The following is a 16,988-nucleotide window of genomic DNA, read 5'->3' as shown; positions in this document are numbered from 1 at the left end:
CGCCCCGCACCGGGTCGGCGAGACCGGCCAGCAGGCAATACACGCGGGGGCGCAGGTCACTCGCCGGGATAAGCTTTTTTCAGAAACGCTACCGATTGGGTGATTAGTGCTTCCAGCACCTCCACCTTGATGTCCGCCACTTTATTGATGTACACGCAGCCCTTTCCGGCTGTGTATTTTCCAAAGTTCGCGAGCAGCGCCTCGCGTTCCGGATCATAAGGCGCAAGATAGAGACTGATCTTGGCCTTTCTGGGAGAAAACCCGACCAGCGGCGCATCACCCTCATGACCCGTGGCATATTTGTAATGATAGGACCCGAAGCCGATGATGCTGGGCCCCCACATTTTTGCGGGTAATCCGGTTGTTTCCGTAAAAATATCGAGCAGCCTGTACGCGTCCTCGCGCTTCTTCGGGTTGTCTACATTTTCGATAAACTCGGTAACGCTGCTGTCGTTTTCTTTCGTTTTTAATTCATACATGGGTGAGGCCCCTTTCAAAATCGGCTTTAGCAGCCGGTATTACACCACTTCTTGCGCTTCCTTCAGCTTGCGGACGGGGCTGCTTGTCCATTTTTTGCCGAGCTGAATCGAGGGCTTTTCAATCAAATAATACGACAGACACGCTGTGAGAAGCGACAGGCACATGGCAATAAAGAGCGTCGCCCACATCGGCAGCAGATTGCGAAAAGCGTAAATGCAGGAGAACAGCGCCACCGAATGGTAAAGATAGAGGCTGTAGGAGATGTTCCCCAGGAATTGAATCGGCTTTTGGCCGAGCAGGTTTGAAATTTTGGGCGAAGACAGCGCAGCCGTAACCAGAATGCAGACACCCGCCGCGATTCCCCAATCGGCAGCCAGCGCCACCCAAACCCCGCTTGCGGAGAACAGCCTTTTGAGCACGGCATCGCCAATCCCGGCGTAGGTATAGATCGTCAAACCGAGCAGCAGCAGGACATACTTCTGTCTGACGGTTAAGCGAAGCGCCAAGGACATGAGATTGACCCGATATTTGGCAACCAGCGCGCCCAGGATAAAGAACGAAAGGTAGTGGAAAGTGAAGTAGATATTGGAGGAAATCGGACTCGGATTGGCCGGATGCGCCAGATTGTTGAGCAGGACCGACAAGCAAGGCAAGAGCAGGGCCAGAGCAATATTTGGTTTCCAGCCGAATTTCTTGACGAACAGCATAATGAAGGGAAAGATTAGCGAGATTCGCATTTCGACCGACAGCGACCAGAGGACGGGGTCCAGCGCGTAATCTTTGAAGCTGCCGAGCAGAAAGACATGCTCCATGATCAGCCGGAAGGACAAGGGCTCGCTCCATACATCCTGGAAAAAAGAGCTGAAGCCGGCGTACACACCCGGACGGTAAAACGCGAGGTAAGCCGCAATCGAGCACCCAACGGCGACAATATAGGGGATATAGATCCGGCACAGCCTTTTGATTAAAAAATGCGGGATATTCACTTTTTTGTTATCGGAGTAGAAGGGCAGCGACAGGACAAAACCGCTTAAGACAAAGAAAAAGATGACCGCCTCATGGCCGGCTTTCAAGATTCGCAAGGGGGTGTAGTTCAACGCTTCCAGCCACAGCAATCCGGTGAAAATAAAGACAAAATGATGGATGACGACAGACAGAGCCGCGAGCCCTCTCAAGGAGTCCAGCTGATGGTATCTTTTCAATAAGAACACCTCCGCGAACTTGTGATTTGAAATGATTATACATATTTTAGAAAATTGAGAAAACTATTATTGTTTATTGCTGTTTGTACTGGCGGCGGTCGTGATGATAAAATAACCGGATGGCACAAGACGGGCAAGCCCCGGTTTATGTGCAAATATAAGAATGTATAAGCCTGGTGCTTATCATTTTGACTTATATTTCTACGAGAAACGTACTTGCGTCTTGAAAGACGCCGTCAGGCGTTTCTTCTTGGGAGGAAGCGAGGGAGGGCAATCTAGGCTGAGGGCTTGGCGGGAGGCTGCCCGGCTTTGCGCTTCTCCTTGAAGCGGGGGCCGACATAATTGCGCTTGCGGTCACGGGTCAGAATCCAGCCGCCGAGGAAGATCATGCCCGCCGCAAATAGGACAAGGCCACCGGCAAAATGCAGCCAAGCGAACGACGGCGTGGCCGTATGGTCTCCGTGCATGGCCATATAGTCGAAGAGATCGTCTTTCATCATGACGAAGCCCTTCATGGCGAGCAATCCGGGAAACACCAGAATCAGGATGGCAATAAACCGGGAGAATAGCAGCTTCATGCGCATTCCCTTCCTCTCCTTAGCCTAAAAATAAGGGGATTTAAACGGATTTTCCTGCTTTAATGATAACGCTTAAATTTTTATAAGTCTATGGTACTGCGGTAGCTTGCGGAGCGTTCCTGCTGCTTCTTTCGAAAAATTCAGCCGGATTTTCTTATAGCGGCAAAAGAGAGTACAATAGAGTGGATTCATGCGAAATTTTGTGCAAAAGACTGGGGGATACATATTCATGACCATATCATGTGACGTGGCGGTGCTCGGCGGAGGAACCGGGGGTTACGTGGCGGCGATCCGCGCCGCACAGCTCGGGAAGTCGGTTGTCGTCATCGAACAGGACAAACTCGGCGGGACCTGCCTGCACCGGGGCTGCATTCCAAGCAAATCGCTGCTGCGCAGCGCCGAGGTGTATGCGGAAATCGCGGAGAGCGAGGAATACGGGATTGAAATTTCCGGCGTCAAGCTGGCATTCGGAAAAGTGCAGCGCCGCAAGGAAGAGATTGTGGAGAAGCTGCACCAGGGTGTTCAGTATTTGATGCGTAAAAATAAAATACAAGTGCTCAAAGGCAAGGGACGGGTGATCGGCCCTTCGATCTTCTCTCCGCGCAGCGGAGCGGTCGCGGTGGAGCTGGAAGACGGCGAAATGGAGACGGTGGTTCCGGCCAACCTCATTATCGCCACAGGGTCGCGTCCCCGCGCCATTCCGGGATTTGAACCGGATGGACAGTTCATTCTGAGCAGCGAGGAAGCGCTGCGGATGGAGGAACTGCCGGCCTCGATGCTGATTGTCGGCGGCGGCGTCATCGGCGTGGAATGGGCATCGATGCTCACCGATTTCGGCGTTCAGGTCACGATAGTGGAAGCGTCGGACCAGCTGCTGCCCCGTGAGGACAAGGAAGTGGCGCGGGAGCTGCAGCGTCTGCTCAAAAAACGCGGCGTGACCGTAATGACCGGCGTGACGGTGAACGCGGGAACAAGCCGGGTGACGGAGGAAGGCGTCAGCGTGGAAGTGACCCGGGGCGGAAAGGCTGAGACGCTGTCCGCGTCCAAGCTGCTCGTATCGGTGGGGAGAGCGGCCAATATTCAGAATATCGGCCTCGAGAACACCGATATCCGCTTCGACAATGGCATTATCGAAGTGAACGCCAACATGCAGACGAACGAGCCGCATATTTATGCGATCGGGGACTGCATCGGCGGGCTGCAGCTGGCCCACGCAGCGAGCCATGAAGGCATTATGGCAGTCAATCATCTGGCGGGTGAGCCGCTGCATCCGTACCAGCCGCATCTCGTCCCGCGCTGCGTGTACACGCGGCCCGAGGTAGCCAGCGTGGGATATACGGAGCAGGAGGTTAAAGACCTCGGTCACGATGTCGCCACCGGCAAGTTCCCGTTCTCGGCGATCGGCAAAGCGCTCGTGTACGGCTCGAAGGACGGATTTGTGAAGGTTGTCGCCGACAAGGCCAGCGGAGATATTCTCGGCGTGCAGATGATCGGCCCGCATGTGACGGATCTGATCGGCGAAGCCGCACTCGCCCAAATGCTGGATGCGACGCCTTGGGAAGTCGGCGAAACGATCCATGCGCATCCGACGCTCTCCGAAATCGTAGGCGAAGCGATGCTCGCTGTAGACGGCAAGGCTATCGGCATTTAAACGGAAGTCAGGTTCGGTCAGGGTCCCTGAGAATGGACGACTCCAGTAGACGGGACCATTACCAGCTTAGAGAGCTTTTGGTCCCTGAAGATGCCTGCTCCCGGCTGGGCGCCCTGAAGACGGTCCACCAGGGGTGAGAAGGGCTTCACCCTGAAGGCGGTCTGCCGGGGCTTTAGAGAAGGGCTTCACCTTAGGGCAGCATCCGGTGGGAAGACGGTAAAAGCGCACAATATACTGCAGCGCCCGGGGTGAGGGGCCGAAGCGGGGGGAAACCGGAGCCAGGGGGCTGCTATCTGGTGTAAACGGGCGCTAATCGGCTTTTCTTTTTGAAGTCAAACGCTATATAATAGACTCATGCCCGATTAGTACCAGGTTTTAAGATCAGATCAATATATGGATCTGCCCGCCTGTGCAAAAGTCGGGGCCTTATGAATAAGGAGGCACCTTTATTATGGATACGCAAGGTACTGTGAACAAAGTGAACAGGCATGAACCGCTTGGACTCACCGACGGCCAAGTGATCGACATGTACCGATATATGACGCTGGCCCGCAAATACGATGAACGTAGTCTGCTGCTCCAGCGGGCCGGAAAGATCAACTTCCACGTCTCGGGCATCGGCCAGGAAGCGGCCCAGGTGGCGGCGGCCTTTGCGCTGGACCGGGAGAATGATTTTTTTCTTCCTTATTACCGCGACTATGCATTCGTGCTGTCCGTCGGCATGACGACCCGTGAGCTGATGCTGTCGGTGTTCGCCAAGGCGGAGGACCCGAACAGCGGCGGGCGGCAGATGCCCGGCCATTTTGGCAGCAAGCGGCTGCGCATCGTTACTGGCTCCAGCCCCGTGACGACCCAGGTGCCGCATGCGGTCGGCTTTGCACTGGCCGCGAAGATGCAGAAGAAGAAGTTCGTCTCGTTCGTCACATTCGGGGAAGGCTCCAGCAACCAGGGAGATTTTCATGAGGCTTGCAACTTTGCCGGGGTCAATAAACTCCCGGTCATTATTATGTGCGAGAACAACCAGTACGCGATCTCGATTCCGGCTCACCGCCAGCTTGGCGGCAAGGTCAGCGACCGCGCGCTTGGCTACGGCTTTCCGGGCATCCGCGTGGACGGCAACGACCCTTTGGAAGTCTACAGAGTCGTCAAAGAGGCCCGCGAGCGGGCGCTTGCCGGCGAAGGACCGACGCTGATCGAAGCGATGATGTATCGTCTGTCCCCGCACTCCACGTCCGACAACGACCTTGCTTACCGCACCAAGGAAGAGGTTGAAGAGAACTGGAAAAAGGATGGTGTGGCCCGGTTCCGCAGCTATTTGACTGACCTCGGCCTGTGGGACGATGAGAAAGAACGCGATTTCGCGGCCCAGTGCAATCTGGAATTGAAAGAAGCGATCGAATACGCCGACAATGCGCCGTTCCCGAAACCGGAAGATACGCTGCTGCATGTGTACAGCGATTCCGAGGGAGGGGTATAAGTCATGGCGATGATGGAATATATCGATGCCATCCGGCTGGCGATGAAGGAAGAAATGGAGCGCGACGACTCCGTCTTCGTACTCGGCGAGGATGTCGGCGTCAAAGGCGGCGTGTTCACGACGACCAAGGGGCTGCAGGAGCAGTTCGGCGCGGAGCGCGTGCTGGATACGCCGCTTGCGGAATCGGCGATTGCCGGTGTGGCGATCGGGGCCGCGATGTACGGCATGAAGCCGATCGCGGAAATGCAGTACTCCGATTTCATGCTGCCGGCGACCAACCAGATTATCAGTGAAGCGGCCAAAATCAGGTACCGCTCCAACAACGACTGGAGCTGTCCTGTCGTGATCCGCGCGCCGATTGGCGGCGGCATTTTCGGCGGGCTGTACCATTCCCAGTGCCCGGAGTCGATCTTCTTCGGAACGCCGGGCCTGAAGATCGTCGCGCCTTACTCGGCCTACGACGCGAAAGGGCTGCTGAAAGCCGCCGTCCGCGATCCCGATCCGGTGCTGTTCTTCGAGAACAAGAAATGCTACAAGCTGATCAAGGAGGACGTTCCGGAGAGCGACTACACCGTTCCCATCGGCGAAGCGAATCTGCTGCGCGAGGGCGATGACATCACGGTGATCGGGTACAGCCTGCCGCTGCATTTTGCAATGCAGGCGGCGGCGGAGCTGGAGCGCGAACAGGGCATTACGGCGCATATTCTTGATCTGCGTACGCTTCAGCCGCTTGACCGCGAAGCGATCAAGGCGGCGGTGAGGCGCACGGGCAAAGTGCTGATCGTGCACGAGGACAACAAGACCGGCGGCGTCGGCGCCGAGGTCGCGGCGATTATCGCCGAGGAATGCCTGTTCGAGCTGGACGCGCCAATCTTCCGGCTCTGCGGCCCGGATGTACCGGCCATGCCGATCAGCCCGCCGATGGAGAAGTTCTTTATGCTCAGCAAGGACAAGGTAAAAGCGGAAATGCTGCGCCTGGCGCAGTATTAGAGGCTGACGGGCATGTGGCCGGGCGGCGAGGGAAGTTGCCGCTTGTTGCGAAGCGGAGACAGAGCGGCTTAGCTGGCTGGGGGCTGGCGGAAAGCCAAAGCCGCGTTGCTGGCGGGGACAGCGGAGCGGGGAGGGCGAGGCGCCCGGAGGCCGTGGGCCTAGCGCGCTGGCGGAAGGGCCCAGAGCGTGAGCAAGCCCGGCCGTATGCCCCCCCCCTTGAAAGGGAAAAACTCCCCATATTTGTCTCCAACCGAACAAATCAGGCAATGAACGGGAATTGTTCCCGCTTATTTTGCTCATTTGGCAGAAAAAGACGGTTTTTTAGTGAATAAACTGGAGTTTTTCCGTCTTATGTGATAAAAAGCGCTCCATTCCATCGATTAAACGGGAGAAATTCCCGTTTAGCTATTGGAACCGGGGCTCACAATGGTTTACAACTGGCAACCAATGAAGACACGGTCTTGTAAGAGCAGGACATCTAAGGAGTGAAAGTATGACCGACAACAAGCAGTTGACGGACGTGACGATGCCGCAGCTAGCGGAGTCGCTTGTATCGGCAACGATCGGCAAATGGCTGAAGAAGCCGGGCGACCCGGTGGAGCAGTATGAGCCGCTATGCGAAGTGATTACGGATAAGGTTAACGCCGAGCTGCCGTCCACCGTGGACGGCGTCATGGGCGACATTCTGGTGGAGGAAGGGCAGACGGTCGCGGTCGGCGAAGTGATCTGCCGGATCGCCGTGCCCGCTCCGGCGGCCCCGGCCCCGGCTTCGGCGGCCCCCGAAGCCGCCGTTCCCGCGCGCGCTGCTGCGCCGCAGCGCGCAGCTTCCGCCGCCGCTGCTCCGGCGGCGGCGGTACAGCCCGCGGCATCGGGCGCAGCCCATGCCGCGTACAACCCGGACGCGCCGATGCGGGCGCGTTATTCCCCCGCTGTGCAGAGCCTCGCGGCGCAGCACAGCATTGATCTGTCCGCCGTGCCGGGCACCGGCCTCGGCGGACGGGTCACTCGCAAGGACGTGCTAGCGTTCCTTGCGAAAGGTCCTGCGGCTGCGGCTGCACCAGCGCCGCAGAGCCGCCCCGCGCCGGAGCCAGCATCCGGCGCGCCGGCGCAGCCGCACAGCGCGGCGTTCGCCGCCGCGCAGACGGGAGCGCCCGCGCCGCAGGAGGCGCTGCCGCCCGTCCGGCATTCCGGGCTGCATCTGTCCGAATCGCCGCGCATCCCCGAGATTGAGGTCGAGAGCGGCCGGTCCGAGTATCTGATCGACGTGACGCCGATCCGCAATACGATCGCAACTCGCATGCGCCAGAGCGTCTCGGAAATTCCGCACGCCTGGACGATGATCGAGGTGGACGTGACGAATCTCGTGCTGCTGCGCAACAAGCTGAAGGACGAATTCAAGCGCCGGGAAGGCATTAATCTGACCTATCTCGCTTTCCTCATGAAAGCCGTCGTCAGCGCGATCAAGGATTATCCGATCATGAACTCCGTCTGGGCCGTCGACAAAATCATCGTCAAGCGGGACATCAACATTTCGCTGGCGGTGGGCACCGAGGACTCGGTGATGACGCCGGTCATCAAAAAGGCCGACCAGAAGAACGTGGCGGGCCTTGCCAGGGAAATCGAAGAGCTGGCGGTGAAGACGCGCGAAGGCAAGCTTCGCCTGGAGGATATGCAGGGCGGAACGTTTACCGTGAACAATACCGGCTCGTTCGGCTCGATTTTGTCTTATCCGATCATCAATTATCCGCAGGCGGCCATTCTGACCTTTGAATCGATTGTGAAAAAGCCTGTCGTCATCAACGACATGATCGCCGTCCGTTCGATGGCCAATATCTGCCTGTCGCTGGATCACCGGATTCTCGACGGCGTCATCTGCGGCCGGTTCCTGCAGCGCGTGAAAGACAATATCGAGAGTTACAGTATGGAAACGAACGTCTACTAGAAGCGGAAGCGGCTGGCTCCGGATGGACGGGGTTCAAAGTGACCTCCGGACGTCCGGAGAGGCCCTTTTTTGAAATAAGCATTAATAAGCTGATTAAGCTGCTAAAAGAACGGAGTATCCGTTTCTTCTTAATACAGGCTCCGTGCAAATCGCGGGAAGGGAGATGTTTAAGCATGAACAGCACAGAACCTCGGAAGCTCGAAATATCCTATTTTCCCATGATCGAATACGGCCGCGCCTGGGATCTGCAAAAAGAGTCCGTCCGCGCCATCGACGCCGGCGAGCGTCCCGAGCAACTGATCTTTCTGCAGCACCCGCCAACCTATACGATCGGATCGCAAAATCACCCCGAGCATCTGTTGATGAGCGCCGAGCAGCTTCGGGAACAAGGAATTTCGGTGTTTGAAATTGACCGCGGAGGAGACATTACCTATCACGGGCCGGGCCAGCTTGTCGGCTATCCGCTGCTGCGGATCGGCGAGCAGGGAAGAGTGGATCTTCACGGTTATCTGCGGTCGCTGGAACAGGTGATTATCGATTATCTCGCCACCTTCGGGATTGAGGGTGGGAGAAAGCCGGAGTATACGGGGGTTTGGGTAGGCGACGTGAAAATATGCGCCATCGGGGTCAAATTCAACCGAAGCCGCGCGGGCAAAGGCTTTATAACGAGCCACGGCTTTGCTCTGAATATCCGGGAGGGCATCGGGGCTGAAGGCTTCCGGGGGATCATTCCCTGCGGCATCTCGCAGTACGGTGTTACCTCGCTGGAAGAATGTACAGGTCGTCGGTTCGAGGTGGAAGGGGTCGCCGCGGCGCTCATTCCCCATTTTCTGAACATTTTTTCTTATGGCACGATCGAATCGGACTGGGCGGGAGCCGAGGCCTTCAAATAAATCGAAACAGCGGCCCGGGATACCCGGACCGCTGGAATAAGCGGGAGAAGCCCCGCGGACTAATTATCCGGCGATGAAAGGCTCAATGACGACCAATAGGGTGGAGGCGACCATTGCCAGCAGCATTACATAAATAAAGATACGGAACCATTTTTGACGTTGCATGAGTGACTCCTTTGAAATTAGTTTAATCCCATTGTAACGTATACTTGAAAGCGAGGGAAGTCCGGTGGTAGTACAAGACCGATTGATTCAGGAGTTTATGGAGATGGTCCAGATCGACAGCGAGACGAAAAATGAACGGAACATCGCCGATCATCTGATCACCAAATTCAAGGAGCTGGGACTGGAAGCCGTAGAAGACGATTCCCAGGAAAGAACCGGGCACGGCGCGGGCAATCTGATTGTGACCTGGCCAGCGGAAAATGCGGCAGAGGACGCTCCGAAGCTGCTGTTCACCTGTCATATGGATACCGTCGTTCCGGGTCAGGGAATCAAGCCTACGCTCAGCGAAGACGGCTGGATTACGAGCGACGGTACAACTATCCTCGGGGCGGACGACAAAGCGGGTCTGGCCGCGCTGTTTGAAGGAATTCGGGTAATCAAGGAACAGAATATACCGCATGGACAAATCCAATTCGTGATCACGGCGGGCGAAGAATCCGGGCTCGTTGGCTCCCGCTCGCTGGACCCGAAATATTTGGACGCGGATTTCGGCTTTGCGCTGGATTCCAACGGCGAAATCGGCGCCATCGCGGTAGCTGCTCCGACGCAGGCCAAGATCAAGATGGAAATCTTCGGCAAATCGGCCCATGCCGGCGTTAATCCCGAAGACGGAATCAGCGCCATCCAGGTGGCAGGCAAAGCGATTGCAGCGATGAAGCTTGGCCGCATCGACAGCGAGACGACAGCCAATATCGGTAAATTTGCCGGCGGCGGCCCGACCAATGTCGTCTGCGATTATGTGCAGCTGGAGGCCGAAGCGCGAAGCATTGTCCAGGACAAGGTGGATCTGCAGCTCGCCCAGATGCGTGAAGCGCTGGAAACGACAGTTCGCGGATACGGGGCGAAATGCGAATTCCGCAGCGAGATCATTTACCCGGCCTTCAGCTTCAATGAGCATGATCCCATTGTGCAGCTGGCCGAGCGGGCCATTTCGTCGATCGGCTTGACGCCAAGACGTTTCCCGTCAGGCGGCGGAAGCGACGCCAATGTGTTCAACGGGCTGGACGTGCCGACGCTGAATCTGGCGATCGGGTACGAGAATATCCACACGACCAAGGAGCGCATCAAGGCCAGCGATATCGTCAAGGCAGCCGAGCTGGTATTGGCGATCGTCAAGGAAAGCGCAAGTAAATAAAGGCAAAGCGGCTGCCGAAGCCAGCTCTTGGAACAAGAGAGGCCGGCGGCAGCCGATAGTGTACGCGAAGCTGCTCCAAAGACCGGAAGATCGGTTTATGGAGCAGCTTTTTTACTTATCCATCAACAACTGAGGCAGTCGTCCGCCATACCAGAAGATTACGGGCATCCTAAAGGGCTTCCCACGCTTTATATGGCCTGAGGAGCCGCGGGCAGCGGGCGGTTCTCCGGAACGGGTCTGGTATATTCCGGGGTGCGCAGCGACAGCACATACGAGAGCGGCATATCCGGCCCATACCGCTGCTGCAAGGCGAGCAGCTCCTTTCGGATATGGTCCGGTTTTCCCGAGAGAAACAAGCCGGTACGGCGGGTACGACCTACCTTGTTGTTCATGAAGGTTTCCTTCTTTCTATTGAAGTTTGCTATAATACACCGTATGCAGACCAGAGACAAAGGAGACCTGAAACCTATGAACAATCAAGGAACCGGAATAAAAAAAGAATGGCCCGCCAATCCGGCGCTGGACGAAATTACGGTATCCACCCGGCCGATTTTTGAAGGCAGGATCATTAAGCTGCAGGTGGACACGGTGACCCTGCCGGACGGCAACACGGCAACCCGTGAAGTGGTGAAGCATCCGGGCGCGGTGGCGGTGCTGGCGCTGAACAAGGGGAAAATGCTCGTGGTAGAGCAATTCCGCCAGCCGATGGGACGGACGGAAGTGGAGATTCCGGCGGGCAAGCTGGACCCCGGCGAGGACCCGCTGGAAGCGGCCGGACGGGAGCTGCATGAAGAGACGGGATTTCACAGCGGCGATCTGTTCCTGCTGAAGTCGTTCTATACTTCTCCGGGTTTTGCCGATGAGATTATTCATCTATATGTGACGGAGAACGCGCAGAGCGGCGAGATGTCGCTGGACGAGGATGAATTCCTCGTCGTGTCCGAGCTTACGCTGGAGGAAGCGTATGAATACATCGCCGACGGGCGGATCGCCGATGCGAAGACGATTATGGCGGTTTATGCCTGGCATCTGCGCACGCTGACCGGAAAATGGAACTAGCACAGAAGAAGCTGGATCGGGCAGACCGGATTCCCGCCGGGGGAGATCTGTCTGCAGAAGCGGATGCACTGAAACGGGCCGCGGAACCGACGCTTGCCCGCTATTACTGCGATCTGCACGTTCATATTGGCAGAACGTCGGAGGGCCGGGCGGTCAAGATCAGCGGCAGCCGCGATCTGACCTTTGCCGGGATCGCCCGGGAAGCCGCCGAACGCAAAGGCATCGGCTTGATCGGCATTATCGACAGCCACTCGCCTCCCGTGCAGCGGGATATTATGCGCTGTCTTGATGAAGGCGAGATGACCGAAGCCGAAGGCGGCGGCATCGCGTACCGGGGAACGGCCATCGTGCTCGGGACGGAGATTGAAATCCGCGAGCCCGGCCGCAAGGAGTGCCATGTGCTGGCCTTTATGCCGGATCTTCGGGCGATGAGCGAATTCAGCGCCTGGATGGGGCGGCATATGAAGAACGTCGATCTCAGCTCCCAGCGCATTTATGTCCCGTCCAGGGAGCTTCAGGACGAGATCTGCGGACGCGGCGGGATATTGATCCCCGCCCATATTTTCACGCCGCACAAGGGCCTCTACGGCTGCGCCGCCGAGCGGATGGCCGAACTGTTCGATCTCCGGCGGATTGCAGGAGTCGAGCTCGGCCTCAGCGCGGACTCGGAAATGGCCGGGTATATTTCCGAGCTTGACCCGTTCACGTTCCTGACGAACTCCGACGCGCATTCGCTGGGCAAGATCGGCCGCGAATACAACGAAATGGAGCTGGAGGCTCCTTCGTTCGCGGAGCTGAGGCTTGCGCTGGAGCGCCGCGAAGGCCGGGGGGTTACGGCCAATTACGGGCTGAATCCACGGCTGGGCAAATATCACCGCACCTACTGCGCCGGCTGCGGCAGCATTATCGACGAAGCCTATGCCACCTCGCAGCGGTGCCCGTACTGCGGCGGGACGAAGCTGGTTCAGGGCGTGCTGGACCGGATTCTGAGCATCGCCGACAGGGAGGAGCCGGTTATCCCCGGTTACCGTCCGCCGTACCGCTATCAGGTTCCGCTGGAGTTCATCCCGGGCCTGGGCAAGGCAAAGATGAATCTGCTGCTGGAAGCCTTTGGCACCGAGATGAATATTCTTCACGAGACCGCCGAGGAGGAGCTGGCGGCCGTGGCCGGTTCCGAGCTGGCTTCCAAAATCGCCGCCGCCCGAACCGGGACGCTGGAGCTGACCGCCGGCGGGGGCGGAACATACGGCCGGGTCGCCAATCCGTCCAAGGACAAGTCATAGAGCGGGACGCTTCTTCATAAGGTGTAACATGTGACCAGGAGAGGAGAACGTCCCGATGCGGAACTTCCGTCATATGATTAAAGAGCAGACGCCGCTTTATATTTTTGTCGCCGTATTATTCTTGGTAGGGGTCGTCTTCGGCGCCCTGATCGTCAGCGCGCTTACAATGGACCAGCAGCAGGAGCTTGCCGATTATCTCGGCAATTTCTTCGTGATGGTTGACCAGAACGGGCTGCCTGCGGCACCGGAGTCATTCTGGAGCATCGCCGGGCTTCATCTGAAATGGATCGGCCTGATCTGGATTCTCGGCCTGTCGGTTATCGGACTTCCCGGAATTCTGATTCTGGATTTCCTCAAGGGGGTCCTGATCGGCTTCACGGTCGGCTGTCTGGTCAGCCAATATTCGTGGCACGGCCTGCTGTTCGCCCTCGTGTCAGTCGCGCCCCATAATATGGTCGTCATCCCGGTGATCCTCGTATGCAGTGCATCGGCGATCGCCTTCTCTCTGCTGATGATCCGCAGCCGGGTGGTTGCGCGCCGTCCGCTTCACGTAGGGCGTCCTTTTGCCATGTATACGCTGCTGTCCTTTATCATGGCCCTTCTCATTCTTGGCGTTTCGTCCTTCGAGACCTGGGTGACTCCGTCGATGATGAAGTGGGTGACCCCCGCTTTGGTGCAGAACGCGACGGAGGTTAACGAGCAGTAAAAGCGTTTGACTTCTCAAGATTACTCCCCCTATAATGAAAGAAGTGATTTTCAGAGAACGCAGCGCTATTTTCCTGGGGGGAGGGAGAATGAATATGGAAGACAAGATCGATAAAATTAAGCAGCAACTGCAATCCCAAGGATACAAGCTTACACCCCAACGGGAAGCGACGGTGCGCGTACTTCTGGAGAATGAGGAAGACCACCTCAGCGCGGAAGATGTGTTCATGCTCGTAAAGGAGAAGGCCCCCGAGATCGGTCTTGCGACCGTATACCGTACCCTTGAGCTGCTAAGCGAGCTGCATATTGTGGAGAAGATCAACTTCGGCGACGGCGTCGCCAGATACGATCTGCGCACGGATACCTCCAAGCATCATCACCATCATTTGATTTGTGTGCAGTGCGGCAGCATGGACGAGATTCGCGAGGATTGGCTCGGACCGATGGAGGAGAAGCTGGATAAGGAATTCAATTTCTCCGTAATCGACCACAGGCTCGATTTTCACGGGATTTGCTACCGCTGCAGGGAGAAGAACAAATCGGATAACAACCGGGCCGATTGAGTGCATAGAGTCAGGCAGGCAAGTGGATAGAAGACGTACGTTAAAGCTCTTTCCGGCTTTTTGCCGGGGAGGGCTTTTTGGTAATGTCAGAAAAGGGATTGTGCAGCTTCTGGGCAGAATTTATAAGCCGTGGGCTTAACATTTTGACTTATATTTCTACGAGAAACGTACTTGCGTCTTCAGGACGCTGTCAGGCGTTTCTTCTTGTGGCTATACACTGCGCGGCACACATAAGGGAGACCAGATTCGCATAAAGTGAAGCACGGGGATTGTCCGTAAAAATGGAAAACGATAGGGATCAGCCCTGCGGCCGATCTTAGCCCACCTGCGGGAGGAATGCGAACATGGTCTTTTCTGTACCAAAAGCACTTCGGAGGCTCTTTTTTATTGTGATATTTGTCGCGCTGAGCTGCCTGTTCTATAATATAATGGACCTGCTTCATCGCTGGATGGGACCTGTGCCCGACCCGGAGATTCCGGAAGGTTCGGCCGTGCGGGCGTTTCGCGAAATTCAGCCGGGGGGCGGGGAGCTGAGTCCGTCGGAGAGGCTGCGCCTGTATTACTGGTACGGGGAATGAAAGCGCCGCTGTCGCCCGAATCTCTAATCGCACTAAAACGGCGCACAAGGCGGGAGGGAGGATTATGAAGTCAACTTTGCAGGATTTTTTACAATACCTTTCCCGTGAAAAAAACGTGTCACCCAGCACGCTGGAATCCTACGGCCGCGATATCTCCCAGTTTTTGGACTATGCCGCGGAGCGGGGCGTCACAACTCCTCAAGAATTCCGCAAACCGCTGATCACGCTTTATCTTGGCGGGCTGAAGGCGGCCGGCCGGGCCGCGTCGACGATTAACCGCAGCACGGTCTCGATCCGGGCCTTTTTTCATTTTCTCCTTAAAGAACGGCTGATCGGTGCGGACCCCACGCTTGAGGTAGAGGCGGTGAAGCCGGAGAAGAAACCGCCCGTGATTCTCAGCTTGGACGAGGTGGAGCGTCTCTTGGCAGCGCCCGACGTCTCCACAACACATGGCCTGCGGGACAAGGCGATGCTGGAGCTGCTGTACGCGACTGGAATCCGGGTATCGGAGCTGGTTATGCTTGATGCGGGCGATGTCCAGACGGCGCTTGGTTTCGCGCGATGCTCCGGTTCCGGCGGCAAGGAGAGGGTGGTACCGATCGGCGCCGTTGCTTCCGAATGTGTGGAGGCATATCTCAGGGACAGCCGGGACAAGCTTCTTCGGGCAGGCAAGGATGAACCGGCGCTGTTTCTGAACAGTCTGGGCGGTAGATTGACCCGGCAAGGATTCTGGAAAACGATTAAAAAATACGCGAAGGAAACGAATACGCGGCAGGATATTACTCCGCATACACTGCGGCATTCATTCGCCGCCCATCTGCTTGAGGGAGGAGCCGATCTGCGCTCTGTCCAGCAGATGCTCGGACATGCCGATATTTCCACGACGCAAATGTACAGCGGCATCGCGCGCGGGAACATGAAAGAAGTTTATGAAAGATATCATCCCCGGGCGCGGTAACGCCGGACAAGCGCTCCTTCACCCGGGGCATGACAGGGATGACCGTAATAACCTAACGATTTCTTACAAATGAAGGAGCGTGGACGAAGTGTCCTCTTTTAAACGGATTTGTTTTATCGTTCTGGACAGCGTGGGTATTGGAGAAGCGCCGGACGCCGCCAGCTTTGGCGATGCGGGTTCGCATACGCTGGGACATATTTTGGAGCGGAACCCGGGGCTGAAGCTGCCGAACATGCAGAGCTTGGGCTTGGCGAACATCGCCCCCCTTCCGCCGCTGGGTCCCGTTCCGCAGCCGAAAGCCTATTATGGAAAGATGCAGGAGGTTTCCGTCGGCAAAGATACGATGACCGGCCACTGGGAACTGATGGGTCTGAAGATTGAGACGCCGTTCAATACATATCCTGATGGCTTTCCGGCAGAGCTGATCGCTAAATTCGAAGCCGCAACGGGCCGGAAAGTCCTTGGTAACAAGCCTGCGTCCGGAACGGAAATTCTCGTGGAATACGGAGAAGAACAGATGAAGACGGGGGCCTGGATCGTCTATACCTCGGCCGACAGCGTCTTTCAGATTGCCGCGCATGAGGAGATCATTCCGCTGGACGAGCTGTACCGCGCCTGCCATATCGCCAGAGAGCTGACGATGGCGCCGGAATTCTCGGTCGGCCGCGTCATTGCACGCCCGTACGTCGGCCAGCCGGGAAACTTCACCCGCACGCCGAACCGGCATGATTACGCGGTGAAGCCGCCGGAGCCGACGGTAATGAACGCGCTGGCCGACATCGGCAAAGATGTGATCGCCGTAGGCAAGATCAACGATATTTTCTCAGGCGAGGGCGTAACGGCGGCCCACCCGACCAAGAGCAATGAGCACGGCATCGAGGTGACGATAGAGCAGCTACGCAAGCCGTTCGAGGGGCTGCTGTTCACGAACCTCGTCGATTTTGATTCGCTGTATGGGCACCGTCGTGATCCGGAAGGCTATGGCCACGCTCTCGAAGTGTTCGACCAGGCGCTGCCGGACATTTTATCCGCCTTGAGCGAGGATGATCTGCTGATCGTCTCCGCCGATCATGGCAACGATCCCGTGCACAGCGGAACCGACCATACCCGCGAATATGTGCCCCTGCTGGTGTATGGTCCGAAGCTTCAGGCGCCGGACAGCCTTGGCGTCCGTTCCACCTTCTCCGATGTGGCGGCGACCATCGCCGATAATTTTGGAGCGGCTGCGCCGAAGTACGGGACAAGCTTCCTCGGGGAGCTGAAATAATC

Annotated in this window: 18 protein-coding genes; 13 read left to right on the top strand and 5 right to left on the bottom strand. The window is 57.1% G+C overall.

The window, feature by feature from the left end:
• Window positions 1-56: 56 nt before the first annotated feature.
• From G5B47_RS04185 to G5B47_RS04175, 3 genes are all read right to left on the bottom strand, one after another.
• A complete protein-coding gene (locus tag G5B47_RS04185; protein ID WP_165094656.1) occupies window positions 57-479 on the bottom strand; it encodes a DUF1801 domain-containing protein in 423 nt (140 codons plus the stop codon).
• Window positions 480-518: 39 nt separating this feature from the next.
• Window positions 519-1,682, bottom strand: coding sequence for an acyltransferase family protein (locus G5B47_RS04180; protein WP_165094653.1), 1,164 nt, complete (start codon window positions 1,680-1,682; stop codon window positions 519-521).
• 275 nt (window positions 1,683-1,957) lie between these two features.
• Window positions 1,958-2,260 carry a DUF2627 domain-containing protein gene (locus tag G5B47_RS04175; protein WP_165094651.1) on the bottom strand — a complete coding sequence of 101 codons (303 nt, stop codon included), beginning with the start codon at window positions 2,258-2,260 and terminating at the stop codon, window positions 1,958-1,960.
• A gap of 229 nt (window positions 2,261-2,489) precedes the next feature.
• On the opposite strand from G5B47_RS04175, the gene lpdA reads away from it, so the two are divergent.
• The 5 genes from lpdA to lipB all read left to right on the top strand — a co-directional run bounded on the left by lpdA (window position 2,490) and on the right by lipB (window position 9,213).
• Window positions 2,490-3,911, top strand: coding sequence for a dihydrolipoyl dehydrogenase (lpdA, locus tag G5B47_RS04170; RefSeq protein WP_165094648.1), 1,422 nt, complete (start codon window positions 2,490-2,492; stop codon window positions 3,909-3,911).
• A gap of 451 nt (window positions 3,912-4,362) precedes the next feature.
• Window positions 4,363-5,388, top strand: coding sequence for a thiamine pyrophosphate-dependent dehydrogenase E1 component subunit alpha (locus G5B47_RS04165; RefSeq protein WP_165094646.1), 1,026 nt, complete (start codon window positions 4,363-4,365; stop codon window positions 5,386-5,388).
• Between the two features lie 3 nt (window positions 5,389-5,391).
• A complete protein-coding gene (locus tag G5B47_RS04160; protein ID WP_165094643.1) occupies window positions 5,392-6,378 on the top strand; it encodes an alpha-ketoacid dehydrogenase subunit beta in 987 nt (328 codons plus the stop codon).
• 493 nt (window positions 6,379-6,871) lie between these two features.
• Window positions 6,872-8,320, top strand: coding sequence for a dihydrolipoamide acetyltransferase family protein (locus G5B47_RS04155; RefSeq protein ID WP_165094641.1), 1,449 nt, complete (start codon window positions 6,872-6,874; stop codon window positions 8,318-8,320).
• A gap of 173 nt (window positions 8,321-8,493) precedes the next feature.
• Window positions 8,494-9,213, top strand: a complete 720-nt coding sequence (gene lipB / locus G5B47_RS04150) for a lipoyl(octanoyl) transferase LipB (RefSeq protein WP_165094638.1) — start codon at window positions 8,494-8,496, stop codon at window positions 9,211-9,213.
• A 63-nt stretch (window positions 9,214-9,276) separates the two neighbouring features.
• On the opposite strand, the gene prli42 is transcribed toward lipB, so the two are convergent.
• On the bottom strand, window positions 9,277-9,378 hold the full coding sequence (gene prli42, locus G5B47_RS04145) for a stressosome-associated protein Prli42 (protein WP_144240528.1): 102 nt from the start codon (window positions 9,376-9,378) through the stop codon (window positions 9,277-9,279).
• 64 nt (window positions 9,379-9,442) lie between these two features.
• Here prli42 and G5B47_RS04140 point away from each other — a divergent pair, with 64 nt between their 5' ends.
• Window positions 9,443-10,573, top strand: a complete 1,131-nt coding sequence (locus G5B47_RS04140) for a M20/M25/M40 family metallo-hydrolase (protein ID WP_165094635.1) — start codon at window positions 9,443-9,445, stop codon at window positions 10,571-10,573.
• A gap of 188 nt (window positions 10,574-10,761) precedes the next feature.
• On the opposite strand, the gene G5B47_RS04135 is transcribed toward G5B47_RS04140, so the two are convergent.
• Complete coding sequence (locus tag G5B47_RS04135) at window positions 10,762-10,965, bottom strand: hypothetical protein (protein ID WP_165094632.1); 204 nt, start codon at window positions 10,963-10,965, stop codon at window positions 10,762-10,764.
• A gap of 76 nt (window positions 10,966-11,041) precedes the next feature.
• Here G5B47_RS04135 and G5B47_RS04130 point away from each other — a divergent pair, with 76 nt between their 5' ends.
• The 7 genes from G5B47_RS04130 to deoB all read left to right on the top strand — a co-directional run bounded on the left by G5B47_RS04130 (window position 11,042) and on the right by deoB (window position 16,986).
• A complete protein-coding gene (locus tag G5B47_RS04130; protein ID WP_025335692.1) occupies window positions 11,042-11,632 on the top strand; it encodes an NUDIX hydrolase in 591 nt (196 codons plus the stop codon).
• Window positions 11,623-12,915: an endonuclease Q family protein gene (locus G5B47_RS04125; RefSeq protein ID WP_165094630.1), complete on the top strand. Its 1,293-nt coding sequence runs from the start codon at window positions 11,623-11,625 to the stop codon at window positions 12,913-12,915. The genes G5B47_RS04130 and G5B47_RS04125 overlap by 10 nt, the downstream gene beginning before the upstream one ends.
• 55 nt (window positions 12,916-12,970) lie before the next feature.
• Window positions 12,971-13,621: a stage II sporulation protein M gene (gene spoIIM, locus G5B47_RS04120; protein WP_165094627.1), complete on the top strand. Its 651-nt coding sequence runs from the start codon at window positions 12,971-12,973 to the stop codon at window positions 13,619-13,621.
• Between the two features lie 94 nt (window positions 13,622-13,715).
• Entirely contained in the window at window positions 13,716-14,183 is a 468-nt protein-coding gene (gene fur / locus G5B47_RS04115; protein WP_025335689.1) for a ferric iron uptake transcriptional regulator, read from the top strand.
• 344 nt (window positions 14,184-14,527) lie between these two features.
• A complete protein-coding gene (locus tag G5B47_RS04110; protein WP_165094625.1) occupies window positions 14,528-14,761 on the top strand; it encodes a DUF4227 family protein in 234 nt (77 codons plus the stop codon).
• Between the two features lie 64 nt (window positions 14,762-14,825).
• A complete protein-coding gene (gene xerD, locus G5B47_RS04105) occupies window positions 14,826-15,719 on the top strand; it encodes a site-specific tyrosine recombinase XerD (RefSeq protein WP_165094623.1) in 894 nt (297 codons plus the stop codon).
• Between the two features lie 88 nt (window positions 15,720-15,807).
• Entirely contained in the window at window positions 15,808-16,986 is a 1,179-nt protein-coding gene (deoB, locus tag G5B47_RS04100; RefSeq protein ID WP_407945207.1) for a phosphopentomutase, read from the top strand.
• Window positions 16,987-16,988 lie beyond the last annotated feature (2 nt).

This window comes from Paenibacillus apii, assembly GCF_011043685.1.
Classification (GTDB): Bacteria; Bacillota; Bacilli; order Paenibacillales; family Paenibacillaceae; genus Paenibacillus_AQ; species Paenibacillus_AQ sabinae.
This window is presented reverse-complemented; position numbering and strand designations above follow the sequence as displayed.